Annotated in this window: 21 protein-coding genes; 15 read left to right on the forward strand and 6 right to left on the reverse strand. The window is 61.5% G+C overall.

What is annotated here, in order from left to right; genetic code table 11:
* Nucleotides 1–36 precede the first annotated feature (36 nt).
* Entirely contained in the window at nt 37–483 is a 447-nt protein-coding gene (locus J4E63_RS30115; RefSeq protein ID WP_060740319.1) for a response regulator, read from the forward strand.
* Nucleotides 484–666: 183 nt separating this feature from the next.
* Here J4E63_RS30115 and J4E63_RS30120 read toward each other — a convergent pair whose 3' ends face one another.
* Nucleotides 667–2,844, reverse strand: coding sequence for a malate synthase G (locus J4E63_RS30120; protein WP_192262810.1), 2,178 nt, complete (start codon nt 2,842–2,844; stop codon nt 667–669).
* A gap of 567 nt (nt 2,845–3,411) precedes the next feature.
* Here J4E63_RS30120 and J4E63_RS30125 point away from each other — a divergent pair.
* Nucleotides 3,412–3,930: a glycine cleavage system protein R gene (locus tag J4E63_RS30125; RefSeq protein WP_207284144.1), complete on the forward strand. Its 519-nt coding sequence runs from the start codon at nt 3,412–3,414 to the stop codon at nt 3,928–3,930.
* Nucleotides 3,931–4,147: 217 nt separating this feature from the next.
* Here J4E63_RS30125 and rarD read toward each other — a convergent pair whose 3' ends face one another.
* The 5 genes from rarD to J4E63_RS30150 form a co-directional block, all read right to left on the reverse strand.
* A complete protein-coding gene (rarD, locus tag J4E63_RS30130; RefSeq protein ID WP_207284145.1) occupies nt 4,148–5,035 on the reverse strand; it encodes an EamA family transporter RarD in 888 nt (295 codons plus the stop codon).
* A gap of 204 nt (nt 5,036–5,239) precedes the next feature.
* Nucleotides 5,240–6,214, reverse strand: coding sequence for a serine/threonine protein kinase (locus tag J4E63_RS30135; protein WP_060740323.1), 975 nt, complete (start codon nt 6,212–6,214; stop codon nt 5,240–5,242).
* A gap of 216 nt (nt 6,215–6,430) precedes the next feature.
* Entirely contained in the window at nt 6,431–8,332 is a 1,902-nt protein-coding gene (locus J4E63_RS30140; RefSeq protein ID WP_207284146.1) for a PhoX family phosphatase, read from the reverse strand.
* Nucleotides 8,333–8,399: 67 nt separating this feature from the next.
* The gene (locus tag J4E63_RS30145; RefSeq protein WP_092169552.1) at nt 8,400–9,164 is read right to left on the reverse strand and encodes a TOBE domain-containing protein; all 765 of its coding nucleotides are present in this window, start codon (nt 9,162–9,164) and stop codon (nt 8,400–8,402) included.
* A gap of 58 nt (nt 9,165–9,222) precedes the next feature.
* Complete coding sequence (locus J4E63_RS30150) at nt 9,223–9,963, reverse strand: ComF family protein (RefSeq protein WP_207284147.1); 741 nt, start codon at nt 9,961–9,963, stop codon at nt 9,223–9,225.
* 90 nt (nt 9,964–10,053) lie between these two features.
* Between J4E63_RS30150 and bioB the strand changes: the two genes are divergently transcribed.
* The 13 genes from bioB (at nt 10,054) to J4E63_RS30215 (ending at nt 24,621) form a co-directional block, all read left to right on the forward strand.
* The gene (bioB, locus tag J4E63_RS30155; protein WP_014340550.1) at nt 10,054–11,109 is read left to right on the forward strand and encodes a biotin synthase BioB; all 1,056 of its coding nucleotides are present in this window, start codon (nt 10,054–10,056) and stop codon (nt 11,107–11,109) included.
* Nucleotides 11,110–11,277: 168 nt separating this feature from the next.
* A complete protein-coding gene (gene bioF, locus J4E63_RS30160) occupies nt 11,278–12,456 on the forward strand; it encodes an 8-amino-7-oxononanoate synthase (RefSeq protein ID WP_207284148.1) in 1,179 nt (392 codons plus the stop codon).
* Entirely contained in the window at nt 12,449–13,180 is a 732-nt protein-coding gene (locus J4E63_RS30165; protein WP_207284149.1) for an alpha/beta fold hydrolase, read from the forward strand. The genes bioF and J4E63_RS30165 overlap by 8 nt, the downstream gene beginning before the upstream one ends.
* Entirely contained in the window at nt 13,173–13,985 is an 813-nt protein-coding gene (bioC, locus tag J4E63_RS30170; RefSeq protein ID WP_192262826.1) for a malonyl-ACP O-methyltransferase BioC, read from the forward strand. The genes J4E63_RS30165 and bioC overlap by 8 nt, the downstream gene beginning before the upstream one ends.
* Nucleotides 13,982–14,662 (forward strand): dethiobiotin synthase, encoded by a 681-nt coding sequence (gene bioD / locus J4E63_RS30175; RefSeq protein WP_060740330.1) that lies wholly within the window; start codon nt 13,982–13,984, stop codon nt 14,660–14,662. The genes bioC and bioD overlap by 4 nt, the downstream gene beginning before the upstream one ends.
* Before the next feature lie 119 nt (nt 14,663–14,781).
* On the forward strand, nt 14,782–15,078 hold the full coding sequence (locus J4E63_RS30180; protein WP_092474384.1) for a pyrroloquinoline quinone biosynthesis protein PqqE: 297 nt from the start codon (nt 14,782–14,784) through the stop codon (nt 15,076–15,078).
* Between the two features lie 276 nt (nt 15,079–15,354).
* Nucleotides 15,355–17,160, forward strand: coding sequence for a phenylacyl-CoA dehydrogenase (locus J4E63_RS30185; protein ID WP_060740332.1), 1,806 nt, complete (start codon nt 15,355–15,357; stop codon nt 17,158–17,160).
* A 482-nt stretch (nt 17,161–17,642) separates the two neighbouring features.
* Entirely contained in the window at nt 17,643–18,134 is a 492-nt protein-coding gene (locus tag J4E63_RS30190; RefSeq protein ID WP_192262832.1) for a DUF1097 domain-containing protein, read from the forward strand.
* Between the two features lie 87 nt (nt 18,135–18,221).
* Nucleotides 18,222–18,734, forward strand: a complete 513-nt coding sequence (locus J4E63_RS30195; RefSeq protein ID WP_259334271.1) for a DoxX family protein — start codon at nt 18,222–18,224, stop codon at nt 18,732–18,734.
* A 180-nt stretch (nt 18,735–18,914) separates the two neighbouring features.
* Nucleotides 18,915–20,204 carry a GGDEF domain-containing protein gene (locus tag J4E63_RS30200; RefSeq protein WP_060740334.1) on the forward strand — a complete coding sequence of 430 codons (1,290 nt, stop codon included), beginning with the start codon at nt 18,915–18,917 and terminating at the stop codon, nt 20,202–20,204.
* A 91-nt stretch (nt 20,205–20,295) separates the two neighbouring features.
* Nucleotides 20,296–22,092 carry an acyl-CoA dehydrogenase C-terminal domain-containing protein gene (locus tag J4E63_RS30205; protein ID WP_207284150.1) on the forward strand — a complete coding sequence of 599 codons (1,797 nt, stop codon included), beginning with the start codon at nt 20,296–20,298 and terminating at the stop codon, nt 22,090–22,092.
* A gap of 244 nt (nt 22,093–22,336) precedes the next feature.
* The gene (locus J4E63_RS30210; protein WP_207284151.1) at nt 22,337–24,115 is read left to right on the forward strand and encodes an acyl-CoA dehydrogenase C-terminal domain-containing protein; all 1,779 of its coding nucleotides are present in this window, start codon (nt 22,337–22,339) and stop codon (nt 24,113–24,115) included.
* A gap of 347 nt (nt 24,116–24,462) precedes the next feature.
* Nucleotides 24,463–24,621, forward strand: a complete 159-nt coding sequence (locus tag J4E63_RS30215; RefSeq protein ID WP_003177654.1) for a YqaE/Pmp3 family membrane protein — start codon at nt 24,463–24,465, stop codon at nt 24,619–24,621.
* Nucleotides 24,622–24,710: the final 89 nt, after the last annotated feature.

Below are 24,710 nucleotides of genomic sequence, written 5' to 3' on the forward strand. Positions count from 1 at the left end.
TGCCAGGGGATCGATTTAAAGAACGTAGAGAGCACCATGTCCGACCACGATATTTTGAGTGACGCCGAGCGCGAGGCGCTGAGTGCCGTCATGTTGGAACCTGACCTGCCGCCGCAGCGCGTCTTGATCGTTGATGACGATAAGGACGCCCGTGAGCTGTTGTCGGAGATCCTGGCATTGGATGGGATTCACTGCATGACCGCCGCCAGCGGCGAAACGGCCCTCAAGATGCTGGAAACCAAGCCGTCGATAGGCCTGTTGATCACCGATCTGCGCATGGGCAACGTCGATGGCCTGGAACTGGTGCGCCTGGTGCGCGAATCCGAACGGGCAGCGCTGCCGATCATCATCGTGTCGGGCGATGCCGACGTGAAGGACGCCATCGAAGCGATGCACTTGAGCGTGGTGGACTTTCTGCTCAAGCCGATCGATACCGACAAACTGCTGGGGTTGGTCAAGCATGAGTTGGGGATGGATCTTTAAGACCGTCCGCCGAGGACTGGCGCCATTCAAATGTGGGAGCGAGCTTGCTCGCGATGGCGGCCTGACATTCAACATCTCCATTGACTGCCACACCGCTATCGCGAGCAAGCTCGCTCCCACAGGGGCATGAAAAAGCCCTGATCTTTCGATCAGGGCTTTTTTTGTGCCGCGTCTACCGCTCAATCACAACCCATTGGCGGCCTTGAACTCGCGACGGCGACGGTGCAGCACCGGCTCGGTGTAGCCGTTAGGCTGCTTCGTGCCTTCGATCACCAGTTCGACCGCCGCCTGGAAGGCGATGTTGCTGTCGAAGTCTGGCGCCAGTGGACGGTACAGCGGGTCGCTGGCGTTCTGGCGGTCGACCACTGGCGCCATGCGCTTGAGGCTTTCCATCACCTGGTCTTGCGTAACGATGCCATGGCGCAGCCAGTTGGCGATGTGCTGGCTGGAGATACGCAGCGTCGCACGGTCTTCCATCAGGCCGATGTCGTTGATGTCCGGCACCTTGGAGCAGCCGACGCCCTGGTCGATCCAGCGCACCACGTAGCCAAGGATGCCCTGGGCATTGTTGTCCAGTTCGTTCTTGATCTGCTCCGGCGTCCAGTTCGGGTTGACGGCCAGCGGGATGGTCAGGATGTCGTCCACCGAAGCGCGAGTGCGCTTGGCCAGTTCGGCCTGGCGAGCGAACACGTCGACCTTGTGGTAATGCAGCGCGTGCAGGGCGGCGGCGGTCGGCGAGGGAACCCAGGCGGTGTTGGCACCGGCCAGCGGATGAGCGATTTTCTGTTCGAGCATCGCGGCCATCAGGTCCGGCATCGCCCACATGCCCTTGCCGATTTGCGCGCGACCTTGCAGGCCGGTGCTCAAGCCGATATCGACGTTCCAGTTTTCATAGGCGCCGATCCACTTCTCGGCTTTCATGTCGGCCTTGCGCACCATCGGGCCGGCTTCCATGGAGGTGTGGATTTCATCGCCGGTACGGTCGAGGAAGCCGGTGTTGATGAACACTACGCGTTCGCTGGCGGCCTTGATGCAGGCCTTGAGGTTGACCGTGGTACGGCGCTCCTCGTCCATGATCCCGACCTTGAGGGTGTTGCGCGGCAGGTTCAGCACGTCTTCGACGCGACCGAACAGCTCGTTGGTGAACGCGGCTTCTTCCGGGCCGTGCATCTTCGGCTTGACGATGTACACCGAGCCGGTGCGGCTGTTGCGGCGCGAGGTGTTGCCGTTGAGGCTGTGGATCGCCGCCAGGCTGGTGACCAGGCCGTCGAGGATGCCTTCCGGCACTTCGTTGCCGTGCTTGTCCAGGATCGCGTCGATGGTCATCAGATGGCCGACGTTACGAACGAACAGCAGCGAGCGGCCGTGCAGGGTCACGCCCGAGCCGTCGACGGCGGTGTAGACACGGTCAGGGTTCATGGTCCGGGTAAACGTCTGGCCGCCCTTGGCGACTTCTTCCGACAGGTCACCCTTCATCAAGCCGAGCCAGTTGCGGTAGATCACCACTTTGTCATCGGCGTCGACGGCGGCGACCGAGTCTTCGCAGTCCATGATGGTGGTCAGCGCGGCTTCCATCAGAATGTCTTTGACGCCGGCGGCATCGGTCTGGCCGACGGGCGTGCTGGCATCGATCTGGATTTCGAAGTGCAGGCCGTTGTGTTTCAGCAGCACGGCAGTCGGTGCCGAGGCATCGCCCTGGAAGCCGATCAGTTGGGCATCGTCACGCAGGCCGCTGTTGCTGCCGCCCTTGAGGGCAACGACCAGTTTGCCGTCGACGATTTTATACGCGGTGGAGTCGACATGGGAGCCGGCCGCCAGGGGGGCCGCTTCGTCGAGGAAGGCGCGGGCGAAGGCGATGACCTTGTCGCCGCGCACCTTGTTGTAGCCTTTGCCTTTTTCCGCGCCATCGGCTTCGCTGATGGCATCGGTGCCGTACAGCGCGTCGTACAGCGAACCCCAGCGGGCGTTCGAGGCATTGAGGGCGAAGCGGGCGTTCATCACCGGTACCACCAGCTGTGGACCGGCCATGCGGGCGATTTCGTCATCGACGTTCTGGGTCGTGGCCTGGAAATCCGCCGCTTCTGGCAGCAGGTAGCCAATGTCTTGCAAGAAGGCTTTGTAAGCCACGGCGTCGTGGGCCTGGCCGGCACGGGCCTGGTGCCAGGCATCGATCCGCGCCTGGAAATCATCGCGTTTGGCGAGTAGGGCTTGGTTCTTCGGGGCCAGGTCGTGGATGACCTTGTCGGCACCGGCCCAGAATGCGTCGGCGGTGAGGCCGGTTCCGGGAATGGCTTCGTTATTCACGAAGTCGAACAGGACTTTGGCGACCTGCAGGCCACCGACTTGAACGTGTTCAGTCATTGCTTGCCTCACTCTGCTCAGCTATTTCGCTTTTCAGCTCTTCGATTTTGACAATGAAGCCTCGGGACATTTAAACCACAAACCCCGGAACCAGTACATGCCATCGCTGGCGGCTGGGTATTCAAGCCTTGCTGACGGGGCTTTTCAGGGATGCGACTGGCCTTAAGCAGACATCGGTACAACAGGGGTATCACGATTATGTAGTGCGCGCTGCGGCATACTACATGATCAATTGCGGTTGTGAAAATTAGACTAATTGCGTCGTTCCGCGACCGACTAAAGCAGTACAGTCACGGCGCGGCTTCTGATGTTCTCAAAAAAACTGTGGATTGTTCCAGATAAATATTAAAACTTGTACACGATTTATGTGAGCACACGAGCCCTGTGGCGAGGGGATTTATCCCCGTTGGGGCGCGAAGCGGCCCTAAATCCGACACTTCGGTGATCAGACAGATTGAGTTGAATGTCTTGGGGGGCTGCTTCGCAGCCCAACGGGGATAAATCCCCTCGCCACGGGACTTGTGCGTCCTGCCTATACTGTTCCTTCCACCACAAGAGGACTGCGCCATGGACCACCTCGTCATCACTGTTTTCGCCCCGGACAAGCCCGGGCAGGTCGAGCGCATCGCCGATTGCATTGTCGAACATGGCGGTAACTGGCTGGAAAGCCGCATGGCGCACCTGGCCGGGCAATTTGCCGGGATCGTGCGCTTCAGCGCCCCGGCCGAGGCCCATGAGGAATTGATCGAAGCCTTGCAGGGGCTGGCGGCCCACGGCATCCACGTATTGATAGCTGAAAGTGCCGTTGAGGAGTCCTGCACTTGGAAACCCATCACCATGGAGCTGGTGGGCAACGATCGTCCCGGTATCGTGCGGGACATCACCCGGTTGTTGAGCGAGCAGGGCGTCAATGTCGAGCGTCTGGTGACCCATGTCCGGCCGGCACCGATGAGCAGTGAGCTGCTGTTTCATGCCGAAGCGATCCTGGGCGTGCCCTTGACCTTGTCCCTGGAGACCTTGCAGGAACGCCTGGAGACCTTGGCCGATGAGTTGATGGTGGAACTCAAGCTCAGCGACGAAGTGTAATGAAGGTTATCCAAGGAAAAACTGCGCCTGCCTGTGGATAACCTGTAGAGACCCGGCCCCAGCCCAGGCCCGCCGGGGCTCAGCGGCCAATGATCAAAAAATCACCAGTTTTCAAGGGCTTGTGCACAAACGGCGGGGATCACGCTGTGGATAACCTTGGGAAGGATAAGCGCAGGCCACGGCGGACGTGGCCTGTGGAGGTTTGTGCGTTTTTTGATCAGCTGCGCCGGCGCATGCTGATCACCGCATCGACGCTGTACACCGCCAGCCCGGCCCAGATGAACAGGAACGCCACCAGCGTGCTGGACGACAGGTGCTCACCGAACAGCAGCACGGCGAGTAACAGCACCAGCGTCGGCGCGATGTACTGGAGAAACCCCAGGGTGGTGTAGGGCAAATGTCGGGCCGCGGCGTTGAAGCATACCAGTGGAACCAGTGTCACGGGGCCGGCCGCCACCAGCCACCAGGCTTCGGAGGTGGTCCAGAACGCGGCCTGGGCACTGGTGGCCGTGGGATTGAACAGCAACCAGGCGATGGCGATCGGCACCAGCATCCAGGTTTCCACCACCAGCCCCGGCAATGCCTTGACCGGCGCTTGTTTGCGGATCAACCCATAGAAACCGAAGGTCAGCGCCAGCACCAGCGACACCCACGGCAGGCTACCCACTTGCCAGACCTGCTGCGCCACGCCGACGGCCGCCAGCCCCACCGCCAGCCATTGCATGCGGCGCAGGCGCTCGCCGAGGATCACCATGCCCAGCAACACGTTCACCAGCGGGTTGATGTAGTAACCCAGGCTGGCTTCGAGCATGCGTTCGTTGTTCACCGCCCAGACGTAGGTCAGCCAGTTGGCCGCGATCAGTGTCCCGCTCAGGGCGAGAATCGCCAGGCGCTGTGGATTGTCCCGCAGTTCGCGCCACCAGCCCGGGTGTTTCCAGACCAGCAGCAATGCCGCGCCGAACAGGGCCGACCACAGCACCCGGTGGATGATGATTTCCACTGACGGCACGCTGGCGATGGCCTTGAAGTAGATCGGGAACAGACCCCAGATGATGTAGGCACTCAGGCCCAGGATATACCCGCGACGCGGGTTGGCGGCTTGCATGCAGAATCCTTGCTTAGGCAGCTAACAAAGGGGGATTGTAAGGAGATTTATCTGGTTGTGCTGTGAACCTTTGTGAGCGTTCCAGCGCAAATCCCTTTGTGGGAGCGAGCTTGCTCGCGATAGCGATGTGTCAGTCGACAGAGGTGTCGAGTGTTCGATCGCCATCGCGAGCAAGCTCGCTCCCACAGGGGGACCCGCAGTAGGTCAGAACAGCTTCAACGGCTCTTCATTGAGCGCCGCCAATTGCTCGCGCAATGCCAGCACCTGGTCGCCCCAGTAGCGTTCGCTGCCGAACCACGGGAAGCTGCGGGGGAACGCCGGGTCGTCCCAGCGCCGTGCCAGCCAGGCGCTGTAGTGCATCAGGCGCAGGGCTCGCAGCGGTTCGATCAGCGCCAGTTCACGCGGGTCGAAGTCGTGGAACTCACGGTAGCCGTCCATCAGTTCCGACAATTGCCCCAGGCACTCCTGGCGATCGCCGGCGAGCATCATCCACAAGTCCTGCACCGCCGGGCCCATGCGGCAGTCGTCCAGGTCGACGATGTGAAACACCTCGTCGCGGCACATCATGTTGCCGGGGTGGCAATCGCCGTGCATGCGGATGTTCTGGTGGGGTGTGGCGGCATAGACCTCTTCGACGCGCTTGAGCAAGTCCCGGGCGACCGACTCATAGGCTGGCAGCAGGCTGCGGGGAACGAAGCCGCTAGCCAGCACGGTGGCCAATGAATCGTGGCCGAAATTTTTCACGCCCAGGGCTTCGCGATGCTCGAACGGCCGGGTCGCCCCGAGCGCGTGCAGGCGTCCGAGCAATTGTCCCAGGCGATAGAGTTGGTCGAGATTGCCCGGCTCTGGCGCTCGGCCACCGCGACGAGGAAACAGGGTGAAACGAAACCCGGCGTGTTCGTGCAGGCTGGCGCCGTTGTGAATCAGCGGCGCCACCACGGGCACTTCGTATTCGGCCAGCTCGAAGGTAAAGCTGTGCTCTTCCAGGATCGCTTCGTTGGTCCAGCGCTGGGGGCGATAGAACTTGGCGATCAGCGGCTCGGAATCTTCGATGCCCACCTGATAGACGCGGTTCTCGTAGCTGTTGAGGGCCAACACGCGGGCGTCGCTGAGAAAGCCGATGCTTTCAACGGCATCGAGCACCAGGTCGGGCGTGAGGGTTTCAAACGGATGGGACATGCTGACTCCTGCGCAGCGGCAGGGCTGCCGCGTCCGGCACAGCATGGTAGCGCAGACAGAGGCAGATAGGTGGCGGCTGTGCTGACGTTATCGCGAGCAAGCTCGCTCCCACAGGGATAGCGGATCCATTGGACTGACTCCAAAAGCCAGATGGGTGTCCAACTTTTTGGGGGCAGTCCACATTGTGGGAGCGAGCTTGCTCGCGATGAGGCCCTATCAGGCGCCGATGACCCCGCCATCGTCCCGGGTAATCACCATCACCGAAGACCGCGGCTTGCCGTTGGGCAGGTGCTCAGGGAAGGTCGAACCACCGTTTTCCCCTGGATGCTGGATCCCGACGAACAAGGCTTTCTGGTCCGGGGCAAAACTGATCCCGGTCACTTCGCAGCCCACCGGTCCGACCATGAAGCGGCGGATTTCGCCACTGTTGGGGTCGGCGCAGAGCATTTGGTTGTTGCCCATGCCGGCGAAGTCCCCGGCGTTGCTGGAGTCACCGTCGGTGAGAATCCACAGCCGGCCGGCCTTGTCGAAACCCAGGCCGTCGGGGCTGTTGAACATGTTCTGCGGGTTGATATTGGACGACCCGGCTTTCGGCGTGCCGGCGTGTACCGTCGGGTTGCCGGCGACCACGAACAGATCCCAGGAGAAGGTCTTGGCGGCATGATCGTCGCGGTCGGTGCGCCAGCGCAGGATCTGCCCGTAGACGTTCTTGGCCCGAGGGTTCGGCCCGTCCACCGGTTGGCCTTCCTCGCCGCGCTTGGAGTTGTTGGTCAGGGTGCAATAGACCTGGCCGTCTTTCGGGCTGACCACGATCCACTCAGGGCGGTCCATGCGGGTGGCACCCACGGCGCTGGCGGCCAGGCGCGCATGGATCAGCACCTCGGCCTGGTCGGCGAAGCCACTGCTGGCGTCGAGACCGTTCTTGCCGTGGGTCAACTCGATCCACTGGCCCTTGCCTTTGGGATGGTCCGGGTTGCCGTCGCCGGCATCGAAGCGCGCCACGTACAAGGTGCCGTGGTCCAGCAGGTTGCGGTTGGCCTTGGCATTGCGATGATTGATGCGCTCGCGACTGACGAACTTGTAGATGAACTCACCGCGTTCATCGTCGCCCATGTACACCACGGCGCGACCGTCGTTGGTTTGTGCCAGGGCGGCGTTTTCGTGTTTGAAGCGGCCCAGGGCGGTGCGTTTCACCGGCGTGGACTCTGGATCGAACGGATCGATTTCCACCACCCAACCATGGCGATTGAGTTCGTTGGGGTTCTTCGCCAGGTCGAAACGCGGGTCGTACAGGTGCCAGTTGATCTCGCGGCTGGTGACGGTGGCGCCGTAGCGCTTTTGCGCCTCATCGAACTGCAGGTCGGTCTTGCTGCTGCCGAAGCAGTCGGTGAAGTTTTCTTCGCAGGTCAGGTAGGTGCCCCACGGCGTCATGCCATTGGCGCAGTTCTGGAAGGTGCCCAGCACTTTCTTGCCGCTCTTGTCGGCACTGGTTTTCAGCAGGTCGTGGCCGGCGGCCGGACCACGCAGGCGAATCGGCGTGTTGCCGTGGATCCTGCGGTTGTAGCGCGATTCCTGGACGAACTGCCACTGGCCGCGACGACGCTGGACCTCGATCACCGACACCCCTTCGCTGGCCTGGGCCTTGTGCACGTCTTCGGCCGACTGCGGCTGGCCACCGTGGGGAAAGAGGTAGCGGTAGTTGGTGTATTCGTTGTTGATCGCCATCAGCGCCCGGTTCTTGTCGCCGGGGAATTCGAACAGGCTCATGCCGTCGTTGTTGTCGCCAAACTGCACTTCCTGTGCGCGGGCTGTTCCATTGCCACTGGGATCGAACGCCGGTGCATTTTTCTGCAGCGGCTGGCCCCAACTGATCAGCACCGAAGCCTTGTAGCCCGGTGGCAGCGTGATGGTGTCGGCCGTGGCGGCGGCGATGCTGTTGAAACCCAGCAGCCGGCTGTTGCCTTCGCTCACGGCGGCGGCCAGCACGCTGCGGCTCAGCAGGTTGCCGCCCAGGAACATCGCCGCGCCGCACAGGGCGCCGGCGCTGATGAAACTGCGCCGGCTCAGGCCGACGATCTTTTCCAGGTCGGTGGATTGGTTTTCTTCTAATAGGCTCATCATCAGGCTCCCTGCTGGTTTTGGCAGTCACCTTAAAGCGGGTCGATGAAGCTATTGTTGCAGCGCGCTACAACGGTGTGCCGAGCAGCACATTTGTCGCTGAAAACGTCACTTGCACCGGTGAGCCGGCTACCAGGTCCTGCGCTTGCAACTGAAGCGGGTCGGCCAGGGCGCACAGCGTCTGGCCGTTGGGCAGGCCGATGCGCACTTCGCTGGGGCCGTCTTCGGCGGCGTCGACCTGCTCGATCATGCCGCGCAGCGTATTGATCCCCGGTTTTTCCGCTTGTTCGACGGGGTGCAATTCCAGCCAGCCGGCCTTGATCAGCGCCACCACGTCGGTGCCGACAGCCAGCTCGAGGCGCAACGTGCTGTCATGGGTGATCCGCGCTTCGATGACCAGGCCCCGGGCCAGCTCCAGGCGTACCCGGTCGTTGTGCCCCCGGGCCTCGATGCCCAGGACCTTGCCATGCAATTGATTGCGGGCACTGGTGCGCAGCATCAGGCGACTGAGCAGGCCCAGGTCTCCGGCGTCTTCGCTGGCTTCCAGCAGTTGCGCCTGCAGCGCTTGCAGGCGCTGATACAGGCGCAGCACCCGTTGGCCTTCCTCCGACAGCCTCGCGCCGCCACCGCCCTTGCCGCCGACGCTGCGTTCCACCAACGGATGGTCGGCGAGGTTGTTCAACTCATCGATGGCATCCCATGCCGCCTTGTAGCTCAGGCCCGCGCTCTTGGCGGCGCGGGTGATCGAGCCCTGTTCGGCGATGTGCTGCAACAGGGCGATGCGTTGTGGTCGCCGGACGATGTGTTGGGTCAGGAGCGTGGGCAATGACATGACGGCAAACTGCGTGCAAAAGTCGATGAGCGGACGTTGGCGCCTTGGGCGCGGCACGTCAAGCCGGTTCACCGGGTTTCGGCGTGCGGGCCAGGCAATACACATCGACCCGCGCCGCGCCGGCATCGAGTAACAGGGCGGCCAGGGCCTGGGCGGTGGCGCCGGTGGTGAGCACGTCGTCGACCAACGCCAGGTGACGATTGCGTAACGTCGCCTGGGGCGCGAGGGCAAAGGCCTGGCGCAGGTTTTGGCGCCGGGCCCTGGCGTCGAGGGCCTGTTGGGCGGGCGTGTCCTGGGTGCGTCGCAGCAGGTTTTCTTCGCAAGGGATCGCCAGCGGCCCACTGAGCCAGCGGGCCAGCAGTGCCGCCTGGTTGAAACCGCGCTGGCGCAAACGCCGGGTTGCCAGTGGCACCGGTACCAGTGCGTCGGGCCGTTCCAGCCCTTCGTCGAAATGATGTTGCAGCGATTGCGCCAGCAGTTCGCCCAGCAGCCGGCCAAGGGGCCATTTCGCCTGATGCTTGAAGCGGGTGATCAGGCTGTCTACCGGGAAATCGTAGGCCCAGGGCGCCAGGACCCGCTCGAAGGCCGGCGGCCGCGAGGCACATTGGCCGCAACGCAGTCCGGCCATGGGCAGTGGCAGGGCGCAAATGCTGCATTGATCGCCAAGCCAGGGCAGCTCGCTTTCGCAAGGGGTGCAGATAGGCTGCGGGGTATCCGTGCTTTCGCCGCACAGTAGGCAGGTTTGCTTGTTTTTTAACCAGATGTAAACCGGCCATTTGTATCGTGGTTGACAGCGCATGACTCTTCCTTAAATATGCCGAACATCCGTGTCGCGCCTGTGGGTATTGCATGCCCCAGGCGCCAGCCAAGCATAATCAAGGAAATGCCCATGAGCGCCAGCACCACTGCCAACCTGCGTCATGACTGGTCTTTGGCCGAAGTCAAAGCACTCTTTGTCCAGCCATTCAATGACCTGTTGTTCCAGGCGCAGACCGTGCACCGCGCGCACTTCGACGCCAACCGCGTCCAGGTTTCCACGCTGCTGTCGATCAAGACTGGCGCTTGCCCGGAAGATTGCAAATATTGTCCGCAGTCCGGTCACTACAACACCGGTCTGGATAAAGAGAAATTGCTCGAAGTGCAGAAGGTCCTCGAAGAGGCTGCGCGGGCCAAGGCCATCGGTTCGACCCGTTTCTGCATGGGCGCGGCCTGGAAACATCCATCGGCCAAGGACATGCCGTATGTGCTGGAAATGGTCAAAGGCGTGAAGGCCATGGGCCTGGAAACCTGCATGACCCTGGGCCGCCTCGACCAGGAACAGACCGAAGCGCTGGCCCAGGCTGGCCTGGACTACTACAACCACAACCTCGATACCTCGCCGGAGTTCTACGGCAGCATCATTACCACCCGTACCTACAGCGAGCGCCTGCAAACCCTGGCCTATGTGCGTGATTCGGGGATGAAGATCTGCTCCGGCGGCATCCTGGGCATGGGCGAGTCCCTGGACGACCGCGCCAACCTGCTGATCCAACTGGCGAACCTGCCGGAGCACCCGGAATCGGTGCCGATCAACATGCTGGTCAAAGTCGCCGGTACGCCGCTGGAGAATGCCGAAGACATCGATCCGTTCGATTTCATCCGCATGCTTGCCGTGGCGCGGATCATGATGCCCCAGTCCCATGTGCGCCTGTCCGCTGGCCGTGAAGCGATGAACGAGCAGATGCAGGCCCTGGCATTTTTTGCCGGTGCCAACTCGATTTTCTACGGCGACAAGCTGTTGACCACCGCCAACCCGCAAGCCGACAAGGACATGCAATTGTTCGCACGCCTGGGCATCCAGCCCGAAGCCCGCGAAGAACATGCCGACGAAGTGCACCAGGCGGCGATCGAACAGGCGCTGGTGGAGCAGAAGAGCAGCGAGCAGTTCTATAACGCCGCTGTCTGATTGCTCACCGATCCCCTGATTGGAATGCAAGACCTTGTGGGAGCGAGCTTGCTCGCGATGGCGGTATAACAGCCGACAGAGATGTTGAATGTAATGGCCTCATCGCGAGCAAGCTCGCTCCCACAGGGGATCTCACTCCGTCCATAAATGGTTCACCCCGAGGCCTGCATGCCCTTCGATCTCGCCGCACGCCTGGCTGCCCGTCGTGCCGAAAACCTCTACCGCCAGCGCCCGCTGCTCGAAAGCCCCCAGGGCCCGGAAGTGGTGGTGGACGGCCAGCCGTTGCTGGCGTTCTGCAACAACGATTACCTGGGCCTGGCCAATCACCCGCAAGTGATCGAGGCCTGGCGCGCCGGCGCGGCGCGTTGGGGCGTCGGGGGTGGGGCCTCCCATTTGGTAATCGGCCACAGCAGCCCTCATCACGCCTTGGAAGAAGCGTTGGCCGACCTGACGGGGCGTCCGCGGGCGTTGCTGTTCACCACCGGTTACATGGCCAACCTCGGCGCGGTCACCGCGCTGGTGGGGCAGGGTGATACGGTGCTGGAAGACCGCCTCAATCATGCTTCGCTGCTCGACGCCGGGCTGTTGTCCGGTGCGCGTTTCAACCGATACCTGCACAACGATGCCCAGAGCCTGGCCAGTCGCCTGGAGAAAGCCACTGGCAATACCCTGGTGGTCACCGACGGCGTGTTCAGCATGGACGGCGACATTGCCGACCTGCCGGCCCTGGCCCGTGAGGCAAAGGCCCGGGGCGCCTGGCTGATGGTCGACGATGCCCACGGCTTCGGTCCGCTGGGGGCCCATGGCGGCGGTATCGTCGAACATTTCGGTTTGAGCCAGGACGACGTGCCGGTGCTGGTCGGCACCCTGGGCAAGGCCTTTGGCACCGCCGGGGCCTTCGTCGCCGGTAGCGAGGAACTGATCGAAAGCCTGATCCAGTTCGCGCGTCCCTACATCTACACCACCAGCCAACCGCCGGCCCTGGCCTGCGCCACGCTCAAGAGCCTTGAACTGCTGCGCGACGAGCATTGGCGGCGTGAACACCTGCAGGTGCTGATCCGCCAGTTCCGCCAGGGTGCCGAGCAGATCGGCCTGCAATTGATGGACAGCTTCACGCCGATCCAGCCGATCCTGGTGGGTGATGCGGGGCGGGCCATGCGCTTGTCGCAGATGCTGCGTGAGCGGGGGCTGATGGTCACGGCGATCCGCCCACCCACCGTGCCGGCCGGCAGCGCTCGTTTGCGCGTGACTCTGACCGCCGCCCATAGCGAGGCCCAGGTGCAACTATTGTTGAATGCACTGGCCGAGTGTTTTGCCCTGTTGGGACCGGAGCCAAGCCATGCGTGATCGACTGGTTTTGCTGCCCGGTTGGGGCTTGGGCGTTTCACCGCTGGAACCGCTGGCGGCGGCCTTGCAAGGGCTCGACGAACACCTGCGGGTGGAAATCGAACCGTTGCCGGCATTGCTATCGAGCGACCCCGATGAATGGCTCGAAGAGTTGGACGCCACCGTGCCTCAGGACACCTGGCTGGGCGGTTGGTCCCTGGGCGGCATGCTGGCCTCGGCGCTGGCGGCGCGCCGGGGTGAGCGCTGCTGTGGCCTGCTGACCATGGCCAGTAATCCGTCCTTTGTCGCCCACGAGCAATGGCCGAGCGCGATGGACGGCCAGACGTTCGATGGCTTTCTCGCCGGCTGTGCGGCCGACCCACGCCAGATCCTCAAGCGTTTCAGTCTGCTGTGTGCCCAGGGCTGCAGCGATCCACGCGGGTTGTCGCGGTTGTTGTTGGCCGGGGCGCCAAGCACTTCGCCCGAAGTATTGATGGTCGGGCTCGAACTGCTGGCGCGATTGGACACCCGCGCTGTGTTGCAGAGTTTCCGAGGCCCGCAACTGCATCTGTTTGCCGGGCTCGATGCCCTGGTGCCGGCCGAGGCCGCGGGTGATTTGCTGGTCTTGCTGCCGGATGTCGAAATCGGTCTGATTGAACAGGCCGGCCACGGATTCCTTCTGGAAGACCCTCACGGTATAGCAGCGGCGATCCAGGTTTTTTTGCATGAGTCCGGCGATGACTGATTTGTCTCTCCCTCCATTGCCCGGTGCCTTGCCCGACAAGCGCCAGGTAGCGGCTTCGTTTTCCCGGGCAGCGACCAGCTATGACAGCGTGGCCGAGCTGCAGCGCGACGTGGGGCAGCAATTGCTCGGTCGCTTGCCGCCTTCTTTCACGCCGCAACGTTGGCTGGACCTGGGCTGCGGCACCGGCTACTTCACTCGGGCCTTGGGTGCGCGTTTTGGTGCGACCACCGGCCTGGCGTTGGATATCGCCGAAGGCATGCTCAACCATGCGCGTCCCCAGGGTGGCGCCGCGTATTTTGTCGCCGGTGATGCTGAGCGGCTGCCTTTGCAGGCGGCGAGCTGCGACCTGGTGTTCTCCAGCCTGGCGGTGCAATGGTGCGCGGATTTCGCCACGGTGCTGAGCGAGGCCCATCGTGTGTTGAAGCCGGGTGGGGTGTTGGCCTTCACCAGCCTCTGCGTGGGCACTTTGTACGAATTGCGCGACAGCTGGCGTCAGGTGGATGGCTTGGTACACGTCAACCGTTTCCGTGCGTTCGAGACGTATCAACACCTTTGCGCGGCCAGCGGGCTGAATGTCGTCAGTCTTGAAAATCGTCCTCATGTGCTGCATTACCCTGATGTGCGCAGCCTGACGCATGAATTGAAAGCTTTGGGTGCCCACAATCTGAACCCTGGTCGCCCCGGTGGCTTGACGGGCAGGGCGCGGATTCTCGCGCTGGTTGAAGCTTATGAGCAGTTTCGTCAGGCCCAGGGGCTGCCGGCAACTTACCAGGTGGTCTACGCCGTTTTGGAGAAACCGCTATGAGCAAGGCCTATTTCATTACCGGCACCGACACCGATGTAGGCAAGACCACCGTCGCGGCGGGCCTGCTGCATGCTGCGCGACAGGCTGGCATGAGCACGGCTGCCGGAAAACCCGTGGCCTCTGGCTGCGACGTGACGCCCAAGGGCCTGCGCAACGCCGATGCCTTGGCCTTGCTGGCCGAATGCTCGATACCGTTGACTTATGCACAGGTCAATCCGGTGGCGTTCGAACCGGCAATAGCGCCGCACCTGGCCGCCCGGGAAGCGGGTGTTGCCTTGACGGTGCAGTCGCTACTCGGCCCGATGCGCGAAGTGCTGGCGCTGAACGCCGATTTCACCTTGATCGAGGGCGCAGGTGGTTGGCGCGTGCCGCTGGCCGGCCAGGACAATCTTTCCGATCTGGCGATCGCGCTGGGCTTGCCGGTGATTCTGGTGGTGGGCGTGCGCCTGGGTTGCATCAGTCACGCATTGTTGACCGCCGAGGCTATCGCCCGTGATGGCTTGCAGCTTGCCGGTTGGGTCGCGAATATCATCGACCCGGCCACCTCGCGCCTGGAAGAAAACCTGGCAACCTTGGCCGAGCGACTTCCGGCGCCGTGCCTGGGCAGGGTGGCGCGGATCCAGAGCGTGACGGCCGAAGCCGTGGCCGGACACCTGCAACTGGATCTGCTGGACTGAGCCCCCGCCAAGGTTTTGCCTATGACACGGCACTGTGCCATTAGTGTTTTTGTCGGGCCTTTTCCCTGGGCTTCTGATTCAATGGCCACTGTCGACCCTTCAAGAAGACGAGCTCTGCCATGGAAATCTCAGGAAGTACCGCGTTCTATGCCGGTCTGAGCACGATTCAGACAGGGCAGAACCGCGTCGATCAGGCCGCCGGCCAGATCGCCAACAACACGATCGAGCGTTCGGTCACCAGCCAGTCGTCTGAAGTCCAGGTAGATCGCCTGCGTTCGGTGGATCGTAGCCAGCAGTCGGACCAGGCCGCCAACATGGTCGAAATGGCCCAGGGCAAGTTCCAGGTGCAACTGGGTGCCAATGTCGCCAAGGCATCCGACGAAATGCTCGGGACATTGATCGATACCTTTGCCTGATCCTGTTCTTCAGATTTGCCAAAACGCCGCGATTATTCGCGGCGTTTTTGTCTCTAACGTCTTATTGCTCAACTAATCTTTTCCTACGCGCATCGCGGATTCTTCAGGGCGATGGGTTTCCTGTGTCCGACATTTTTCTCAGGCTGATGACGAACGGCAAAAGATCGGCGCTTGACAAGATTTGGGCGTAAACGTATGTTTCAAACAACTGTTTGACCGCCACAACAAATCCACGCGGTCGTTCATTCCCGGTTACATCAGCAGAGGTTTATCGCTATGCCTGACTACAAGGCCCCCTTGCGTGATATTCGCTTCGTTCGTGACGAACTGCTTGGCTACGAAGCGCATTATCAGAGCCTTCCGGCTTGCCAGGATGCAACTCCGGACATGGTTGACGCCATTCTCGAAGAAGGCGCCAAGTTTTGTGAGCAGGTGCTGGCTCCGCTGAACCGTGTGGGCGACATCGAGGGTTGCACCTGGAGCGAGTCCGGCGTGAAAACCCCGGCAGGTTTCAAGGAAGCCTACAAGCAATTCGTCGAAGGCGGCTGGCCGAGCCTGGCCCACGACGTCGAGCATGGCGGTCAAGGCCTGCCGGAATCCCTGGGCCTGGCGGTCAGCGAGATGGTCGGTGAAGCCAACTGGTCGTGGGGCATGTACCCGGGCCTGTCCCATGGCGCGATGAACACGATTTCCGAGCACGGTACACCCGAGCAGCAAGAGGCCTACCTGACCAAGCTGGTTTCCGGCGAATGGACCGGCACCATGTGCCTGACCGAACCGCACTGTGGCACCGACCTGGGCATGCTGCGCACCAAGGCCGAGCCTCAGGCCGACGGTTCCTACAAGGTTTCCGGTACGAAGATCTTCATTTCGGCCGGTGAACACGACATGGCCGACAACATCGTCCACATCGTGCTGGCACGCCTGCCGGACGCACCGGCTGGCACCAAGGGCATTTCGCTGTTCATCGTTCCAAAGTTCCTGCCTAACGCCGACGGCTCCATCGGCCAGCGCAACGCGGTGAGCTGTGGTTCCCTGGAACACAAGATGGGCATTCACGGCAACGCCACTTGCGTGATGAACTTCGACGCGGCCACCGGTTACCTGATCGGCCCGGCGAACAAAGGCCTGAACTGCATGTTCACCTTCATGAACACCGCTCGTCTGGGCACTGCGCTGCAAGGCCTGGCCCACGCCGAGATCGGCTTCCAGGGCGGCCTGAAATATGCCCGTGATCGCCTGCAAATGCGTTCCCTGACGGGTCCGAAAGCGCCAGACAAGGCCGCCGACCCGATCATCGTGCACCCTGACGTGCGTCGCATGCTGCTGACCATGAAGGCCTTCGCCGAAGGTAACCGGGCGATGGTGTACTTCACCGCCAAGCAGGTCGACATCGTCAAGTACGGCGTGGACGAAGAAGAGAAGAAAAAAGCCGATGCGCTGCTGGCGTTCATGACGCCGATCGCCAAGGCCTTCATGACCGAAGTCGGTTTCGAATCGGCCAACCATGGCGTGCAGATCTACGGCGGCCACGGCTTCATCGCCGAGTGGGGCATGGAGCAGAACGTTCGCGACAGCCGCATCTCGATGCTGTACGAAGGCACCACCGGCATCCAGGCCCTCGACCTGCTGGGCCGTAAAGTGCTGATGACCCAGGGCGAGGCACTCAAGGGCTTCACCAAGATCGTCCACAAGTTCTGCCAGAGCAACGAAGGCAACGAAGCGGTCAAGGAGTTCGTCGAGCCCCTGGCTGCGCTGAACAAGGAATGGGGCGAGCTGACCATGAAGGTCGGCATGGCGGCCATGAAGGATCGTGAAGAAGTGGGCGCGGCATCGGTGGACTACCTGATGTACTCCGGTTACGCCTGCCTGGCCTATTTCTGGGCCGACATGGCGCGCCTGGCGGCGGAAAAACTCGCAGCCGGCACCACCGAAGAAGCCTTCTACACCGCCAAGCTGCAGACCGCGCGCTTCTACTTCCAGCGCATCCTGCCGCGTACCCGTACCCACGTGGCGACCATGCTGTCGGGCGCCAACAACCTGATGGATATGAAAGAAGAAGACTTCGCGCTGGGTTACTAAGCCTTACGCGGTTCTTTGAAAAAAGCCGCTGCTTCTTCGGGAGCAGCGGTTTTTTTTTGCGCCGCCGACAAACACTCGCCTCAAGCACCAGCAGGCTTCAAGTCGCCGAATTTCTCACTGTGGAAATGCAGCCTCGTGCTTCAAATTCCGTCACCTGTCCCTGCAACGCGTCGAAACGGTCCATAACGGCCCATTTGTTGTGGTTTTTGGAATAGATAAGTCAATTTCATCCCGTTTATTCACAGGCGGTCAATCGACATCATGGGGTTGTGGGCTGACAACCTTCGCTCCATGTGGGCTCGGCCGGTGCCGATCCCGTGAAACCAGCTTTATCGCACGTACCGGAAAGGAATTGACCATGAACGTGAACATCACTCTTGCGGCCTGGTGCCTGATTGCCGCTGGCGATCGCTTCTTGCGTCGTATCGCCCTGTCTGGCCTCTTGACGTCACGGCGGGTACCTGCGACCCGGGAGGTGAGTCATGGCCAATAATGCATTTTTCACTCATCTGAAGGTAGTGGTGGGGGAGTCGGTCATTGCGTCATCCGCCGCCACCCTGAGCGTGATGGCGCTGGAGGTTCCGGTGTGGGCCATGTTTGTCGGGTGGATTTCATTCTTTACCCGCGGGCTCAACCTCAAGCAAGGGGCGATCAATCTGGCCTGCGTGCTGATCGGCGTCATTCTGGGCATCGGTGCGGCCAATGCCATGGCTGCCCTGACGCCTGTTCTGGGCAGCTATGCCATCAGTGCAGTGGTGTTCGCCATCACGGTCATTGCGCTGTCTTTGGCCAAGGCGCCGGTGTTCAACAACCTGCTCGGTTTCTTCCTGGGGCTGGTGGCGTATTTCGCTTCGCACCAACCCCCGTCGCTCACAACCTTCGGGATGCTGGCCCTGGCCGGGACGCTGGGAGCGACAGCGGCCCTGCTGGCGCATTCGCTGCAAAAGCGGGTTCGCCAGGGCGCTGGTCATTGATGCGAAGGAGTCCAGCATCTCGCCAGCAAGCGCTGGCCGCGGTAGCGGGTGGCTCTGAAAACCTCATTCACAAAAAGGACTACCGAGATGGACACGTCACAACGTAAATCCGCGATGACCTCCATAGAAACCACCGCCTCCCAAGAGCGCCTGCTGTTTCCTGCGCTGGATGGGCTTTACACCCGTGCGGAGCCCGTTTTGTATGCAGTGCTGCGGTTTGCGTTCGGCGTTGTCATGTTCACCCACGGCCTTCCAAAAGCCCTGGGGATATCCCACGGTTCCATGGCGGATCCCATGGCGGGCTCCATCAACCTGATCCAGAATGTCATGGGTTTGCCGTTCGCCGCGCAATGGGCAGTTCTGGTCATGCTTCTTGAAACGGTCGGCGCGGTCATGCTGGCTATCGGTCTGTGGGCGCGCCCGGTCGCGTTCATGATGGCGATGCAAATGGTGGGTATCAGCTATGCACTTGGCCCCACTTGGCCGTGGATCGATCGCGGTATTGAATTTCCCGTATTGATGGGATTTCTTGCGCTCTATATTGCCGTGCGCGGTAGCGGCCACTTTGCGGTGGATCGCAAGCTCAGGTTTTCCATCTGAGCAGGCGCAGTTGTTTGCATGAAAATTCTGTAACAATAATTGCTCCGACAAAGCCTTAAGAAAACCTCCCGCCCTGCCGTTACAGCGATGGCAGTGTGACATCTGTCACATCTCGCGTGCCTTACTGTTCCAATTGCAGGCACAATGCCATCTTTGATCAGCCGGGTCGGAGCTTTACCCTTGCCGCGTTCTTCCGCTGTACGTTTGAGCCATTTCCTACCGTCGTTGCTGTTGTTGGTGGCGGGGCTTGCGGCTGCCTACGTCAAGGATCTCAACGTTTTCTTCACCTCGCTGTTCAACGTTCTCCCGACGCTGGTGCTGTTGCTAGGCGGGGCGTATTGCGCGGTCTACCGACGTCAGCGTGAACTGTTTCTGATGGTCACGGTGTATATCGCCTACTTTCTCCTGGACACCCAGACCGACTTTTATCGCGATAACGGTAAGGTGCGCGAAGACGCGGCGGTGGTGTTCCATCTCGTCTGCCTGTTGCTGCCGCTGTTGTTCGGGCTGTTCGCGGCGTGGCAGGAGCGCACCCACCTGTTCCAGGACATGGTGGCGCGGTTCGCGGTGTTGCTGGTCTTTGGCAGTGTAGCGCTGGCCTTGGAGCAGAGTTTTCCCCAGGCTTTGTTGTTGTGGCTCTCGGAGATCCGCTGGCCCGCGTTGCACGGTGCCTGGATGAGCCTGATTCAATTGTCCTACCCGATGTTCGCCGCCGCGTTCCTGCTGTTGGCCTGGCAATACTGGCGCAATCCCCGGCCACTGCACGCCGCGCAACTGGTGGGTTTGCTGGGGTTGTTCTGGATGCTGCCCAAGACCTTTATCCTGCCGTTCACCCTGAACATCATGTGCAGCCAGGTCATGTTGATGATCGCCGCGGCGGTCGCCCACGAGGCCTATCAGATGGCTTTCCGTGACGAGCTCACCGGCCTGCCGGGCCGGCGGGCACTGAACGAACGCATGCAGCGCCTGGGGCGCAACTATGTGTTGGCGATGAGTGACGTGGACCATTTCAAGAAATTCAACGACACCCACGGCCACGACGTGGGCGACCAGGTGCTGCGCCTGGTCGCCAGCAAGTTGTCGAAGATCGGCGGTGGCGGTAGGGCATATCGCTACGGCGGTGAGGAATTTGCCCTGGTGTTCGCAGGCAAGACCATCGACGAGTGCATGCCCCATCTGGAAGTCATCCGCCAGTCCATCGAGACGTATGCCATCCAGCTGCGCAATCCCGATAGCCGTCCCCAGGACGATCAGCAAGGCCGCCAGCGTCGCTCCGGCGCGGGTGCTTCCAGCGTATCGGTGACGGTCAGCATCGGTGTCGCGGAGCGCCTTGAGCAGCGCACGCCCGAAGAAGTGCTCAAGTCCGCCGACCAGGCGCTGTACAACGCCAAGGGCGCGGGGCGTAACTGTGTGGTTGCCTTCGGCCAGAACCGCCGCGGCGCGGTGCGCATGGAAGCCGCCGCGGGTTGAGTGATGACGGCGCATTCAGCGTCTGGACTGTGATTGTGGGACAGGGTGGCCGGCAGTAGGTTGGAACGATCTGCTACCGGAGAAAACCACCATGCCCGAGTACAAAGCCCCCCTGCGCGACATGCGCTTTCTGATCGATCACGTCTTCGATTTCCATGGCCGTTATGCCGAGCTGGGTGCCAGCGATGCCAGCCCGGACATGGTCAGCGCGATCCTCGAGGAAGGCGCCAGATTCTGTGAAAACGTGCTGGCACCGCTCAATCGCTCCGGTGACGAAGAGGGCTGCCATTTCGACAACGGCGTGGTCACCACGCCTACAGGCTTCAAGCAGGCTTTCGCACAGTACGTGGAAGGCGGCTGGCACGGCTTGGCGGCAGATCAGGCGTATGGTGGCCAAGGCTTGCCCAGCTCCCTGGGCCTGGTCATCAGCGAGATGATCGGTTCCAGCAACACGTCCTGGGGCATGTACCCGGGCCTGACTCACGGTGCCATGTCGGCCATTCATGCCCACGGCACTGAAGAGCAGAAACAGACCTACCTGAGCAAACTCACCGCCGGCCAGTGGACCGGCACCATGTGCCTGACCGAAGCCCACTGCGGCACCGACCTGGGCATCATCAAGACCCGCGCCGTGCCCCAGGCCGACGGCAGTTACGCGATCTCCGGCAGCAAGATTTTCATCTCCGCCGGCGAACATGACATGAGCGATAACATCATCCACCTGGTGCTGGCCAAGCTGCCGGACGCCCCCGCCGGGACCAAGGGCATCTCGTTGTTCATCGTACCCAAGTTCCTGCCCGAGGCCAGCGGTGAGGCGGGGGGGCGCAATGGCGTTTCCTGTGGCTCGATCGAACACAAGATGGGCATCAAGGCCTCGGCCACTTGTGTGTTGAATTTCGATGGGGCCAAGGGTTTCCTGATCGGCGAGCCGAACAAGGGCCTCAACTGCATGTTCACCATGATGAACCACGCCCGGCTTGGCACCGGCATGCAGGGCCTGTGCCTGGGGGAGGCGAGCTTCCAGGGCGCGATCAAATACGCCAACGAGCGTCTGCAGATGCGCGCGCTGACCGGCCCCAAGGCACCGGAAAAAGTCGCCGACCCGATCATCGTCCATCCCGATGTGCGGAGGATGTTGTTGACCATGAAGGCCTTCAACGAAGGCAACCGGGCGCTGACGTATTTCACCGCGCAACTGCTCGATACCGCCCACCTGAGCCCGGACGATACCGCGCGCCAGGAGGCCGAGGACCTGCTGGCGTTTCTTACCCCGATCTGCAAGGCCTTCATGACCGACACCGGGCTGGAGGTAACCAACCACGGCATGCAAGTGTTTGGCGGCCACGGCTTCATCCGCGAGTGGGGCATGGAGCAGTTGGTGCGCGACTGCCGCATCGCGCCGATCTACGAGGGCACCAACGGTATCCAGGCCCTGGATCTGCTGGGGCGCAAGGTGCTGGGTAGCCAAGGCAAATTGCTGCGAGGTTTCACCAAAATCGTCCATAAATTCTGCGCTGCCAATGAGCAACATTCGCAGCTCAAGGAGTACGTCGCGCAACTCGACGGGCTCAACCAGCAGTGGGGTGAACTGACCACCCGGGTCGGCATGGCCGCCATGAAGAATCCGGATGAAGTGGGGGCCGCCTCGGTGGACTACCTGATGTACAGCGGCTACATCATCCTGGCCTATCTGTGGTTGCGCATGGCCTTGGTGGCCCAGGCGCAACTCGACAGTGGCACTGGAGATGGCGATTTCTGCCAGGCCAAACTGGCGACCTGCGAGTTCTACTTCAAGCGCCTGCTGCCACGTACGACCGCCCATCGGGCTGCGGTCGAGGCCGGGAGCGAGTGTTTGATGAAGCTGCCGGCAGCGTTGTTTGCCCTCTGACGGAACCGTGGCGAGGGCGCTTGCTCCCGCTGGGCTGCGCAGCAGCCCTTTTTTTGTGAGTGCTGCGCACTCGAGCGGGAGCAAGCTCTCTCGCCACGGTTAATCTCTAAAATCCTGCAGTGACCAAAAATAACAAAACAGTCATGGGTTGACCCTATGTGTCGCAAAAGTTGTTGAGGTACACTCAGGTCATTGCGAAAACCGTCTTTTACGAACCAACTGTTTAGATCCTGCGAGGTTTGCCATGGCTGACTACAAAGCGCCCCTGCGCGATATGCGCTTCGTCCTCAATGAAGTGTTCGAGGTCGCGAAACTCTGGGCCCAATTGCCGGTACTGGCCGACACCGTGGACGCTGAAACGGTCGAAGCGATCCTCGAAGAAGCCGGCAAAGTCACCAGCAAAAGCATCGCCCCCCTCAGCCGCGCCGCTGACGAAGAAGGTTGCCACTGGGCCGACGGCGCCGTCACCACGCCGGCAGGTTTCCCACAGGCCTACAAGACTTACGCTGAAGGCGGTTGGGTCGGTGTCGGCGGTGATCCGGTGTACGGCGGCATGGGCATGCCCAAGGCCGTTTCGGCCCAGGTCGAGGAAATGGTCAACTCCGCCAGCCTGTCCTTCGGCCTGTATCCGATGCTGACCGCCGGCGCCTGCCTGTCGATCAATGCCCATGCCAGCGAAGAACTGAAGGCGGCGTACCTGCCGAACATGTACGCCGGCGTCTGGGCCGGTTCCATGTGCCTGACCGAGCCTCACGCCGGTACGGACCTGGGGATCATCCGCACCAAGGCCGAACCTCAGGCCGACGGTTCCTACAAGGTCAGTGGCACGAAGATTTTTATCACCGGTGGCGAGCACGACCTCACCGAGAACATCATTCACCTGGTGCTGGCGAAACTGCCAGACGCACCGGCGGGCCCCAAGGGTATCTCGCTGTTCCTGGTGCCCAAGTTCATGGTCAATGCCGACGGCAGCCTGGGCGCGCGCAACGCGGCCAACTGTGGGTCGATCGAACACAAGATGGGCATCCAGGCGTCCGCCACCTGCGTGATGAACTTCGACGAAGCCGTGGGTTACCTGGTGGGTGAGCCGAACAAAGGCCTGGCGGCGATGTTCACCATGATGAACTACGAGCGTCTGGGGGTTGGCATCCAAGGCCTGGCCTCCGGCGAGCGTTCCTACCAGAACGCCGTCGAATATGCCCGTGACCGCTTGCAAAGCCGTTCGCCCACTGGGGCGCAGAACAAGGACAAGGTCGCTGACCCGATCATCGTCCACCCCGACGTGCGTCGGATGCTGCTGACCATGAAGGCCTCGAACGAGGGTGGCCGGGCATTTTCCACCTACGTGGCGATGCAACTGGACACCGCCAAGTTCAGCGAAGACCCGGTCACCCGCAAGCGCGCCGAAGACCTGGTGGCGTTGCTGACCCCAGTGGCCAAGGCCTTCCTGACCGACCTGGGCCTGGAAACCACGGTCCATGGCCAGCAGGTGTTCGGCGGTCATGGTTACATTCGTGAATGGGGCCAGGAGCAACTGGTGCGTGACGTGCGCATCACCCAGATCTACGAAGGTACCAACGGTATCCAGGCGCTGGACCTGGTAGGGCGCAAGATCGTCGGCAGTGGCGGAGCGTTCTACCGGTTGTTCGCCGATGAAATCCGCCATTTCACCGCCACCGCCAGCAGCGACCTGGCGGAGTTCACCAAGCCACTGAACGATGCGGTCGGTACGTTGGATGAGCTGACTGAATGGTTGCTGGACCGGGCGAAGAACAACCCGAACGAAATCGGCGCCGCTTCGGTGGAATACCTTCAGGCGTTCGGTTACACCGCTTACGCTTACATGTGGGCGTTGATGGCCAAGGCGGCCTTTGGCAAAGAAAACCAGGATGATTTCTACGCGAGCAAACTGGGCACGGCGCGGTTCTATTTCGCTCGCCTGCTGCCGCGCATTCACTCCCTGAGTGCTTCGGTGAAAGCTGGCAGCGAGTCGCTGTTTCTGTTGGAGCCCGGGCAGTTCTAAAAACTGACATTGTGTAAGCAAACGCTTACACAATGTGCTGGCGTTTTCCCTCTATCGGCAGATTGGATCCAGGGCTAATCTACTTCACATGGACGCCGCGCAGGACGCGCAAAAGTAACAACACGGACACGTAGGATTCTGCCAGGACGGCGGAGTGAAATGGATGTCAGGGAAACAGTCTGCAAAGCCCCGCTTCGGCGGGGTTTTCTTTTGCCTGGGTTTTTTGTTCCTTGGCAGCGCGCCCTACTCCGGGGCTCCTTCTGCTTGCGTTTCACTGAACCCTGACGAGCGGCTTGAGGTCAATGAGCTATGTGGCAATTTGGCCATCGTCGATCAGGGAGTCATCCATGGATTTCATTCGCATTATTATCGCCATCCTGCTGCCGCCACTGGGGGTGTTCCTGCAAGTCGGTTTCGGCGGGGCGTTCTGGCTGAATATCCTGCTGACGCTGTTGGGTTACATCCCTGGCATCGTGCATGCGGTGTACATCATCGCCAAGCGCTGAATTCATCGGTCATAAAATCCCCCTGTGGGAGCGAGCTTGCTCGCGATAGCGGTGTGTCAGTCCACGGAAATATCGACTGGACTACTGCT

The organism is Pseudomonas sp. FW300-N2F2 (genome assembly GCF_017351655.1).
GTDB lineage: Bacteria > Pseudomonadota > Gammaproteobacteria > Pseudomonadales > Pseudomonadaceae > Aquipseudomonas > Aquipseudomonas fluorescens_AA.

Excerpts from the sequence above, each read along its gene's own strand:
- J4E63_RS30115 (WP_060740319.1), top strand. The coding sequence starts at position 37 with ATGTCCGACCACGATATTTTGAGTGACGCCGAGCGCGAGGCGCTGAGT.
- J4E63_RS30120 (WP_192262810.1), bottom strand. The coding sequence starts at position 2,844 with ATGACTGAACACGTTCAAGTCGGTGGCCTGCAGGTCGCCAAAGTCCTG.
- J4E63_RS30125 (WP_207284144.1), top strand. The coding sequence starts at position 3,412 with ATGGACCACCTCGTCATCACTGTTTTCGCCCCGGACAAGCCCGGGCAG.
- rarD (WP_207284145.1), bottom strand. The coding sequence starts at position 5,035 with ATGCAAGCCGCCAACCCGCGTCGCGGGTATATCCTGGGCCTGAGTGCC.
- J4E63_RS30135 (WP_060740323.1), bottom strand. The coding sequence starts at position 6,214 with ATGTCCCATCCGTTTGAAACCCTCACGCCCGACCTGGTGCTCGATGCC.
- J4E63_RS30140 (WP_207284146.1), bottom strand. The coding sequence starts at position 8,332 with ATGAGCCTATTAGAAGAAAACCAATCCACCGACCTGGAAAAGATCGTC.
- J4E63_RS30145 (WP_092169552.1), bottom strand. The coding sequence starts at position 9,164 with ATGTCATTGCCCACGCTCCTGACCCAACACATCGTCCGGCGACCACAA.
- J4E63_RS30150 (WP_207284147.1), bottom strand. The coding sequence starts at position 9,963 with ATGCGCTGTCAACCACGATACAAATGGCCGGTTTACATCTGGTTAAAA.
- bioB (WP_014340550.1), top strand. The coding sequence starts at position 10,054 with ATGAGCGCCAGCACCACTGCCAACCTGCGTCATGACTGGTCTTTGGCC.
- bioF (WP_207284148.1), top strand. The coding sequence starts at position 11,278 with ATGCCCTTCGATCTCGCCGCACGCCTGGCTGCCCGTCGTGCCGAAAAC.
- J4E63_RS30165 (WP_207284149.1), top strand. The coding sequence starts at position 12,449 with ATGCGTGATCGACTGGTTTTGCTGCCCGGTTGGGGCTTGGGCGTTTCA.
- bioC (WP_192262826.1), top strand. The coding sequence starts at position 13,173 with ATGACTGATTTGTCTCTCCCTCCATTGCCCGGTGCCTTGCCCGACAAG.
- bioD (WP_060740330.1), top strand. The coding sequence starts at position 13,982 with ATGAGCAAGGCCTATTTCATTACCGGCACCGACACCGATGTAGGCAAG.
- J4E63_RS30180 (WP_092474384.1), top strand. The coding sequence starts at position 14,782 with ATGGAAATCTCAGGAAGTACCGCGTTCTATGCCGGTCTGAGCACGATT.
- J4E63_RS30185 (WP_060740332.1), top strand. The coding sequence starts at position 15,355 with ATGCCTGACTACAAGGCCCCCTTGCGTGATATTCGCTTCGTTCGTGAC.
- J4E63_RS30190 (WP_192262832.1), top strand. The coding sequence starts at position 17,643 with ATGGCCAATAATGCATTTTTCACTCATCTGAAGGTAGTGGTGGGGGAG.
- J4E63_RS30195 (WP_259334271.1), top strand. The coding sequence starts at position 18,222 with ATGGACACGTCACAACGTAAATCCGCGATGACCTCCATAGAAACCACC.
- J4E63_RS30205 (WP_207284150.1), top strand. The coding sequence starts at position 20,296 with ATGCCCGAGTACAAAGCCCCCCTGCGCGACATGCGCTTTCTGATCGAT.
- J4E63_RS30210 (WP_207284151.1), top strand. The coding sequence starts at position 22,337 with ATGGCTGACTACAAAGCGCCCCTGCGCGATATGCGCTTCGTCCTCAAT.
- J4E63_RS30215 (WP_003177654.1), top strand. The coding sequence starts at position 24,463 with ATGGATTTCATTCGCATTATTATCGCCATCCTGCTGCCGCCACTGGGG.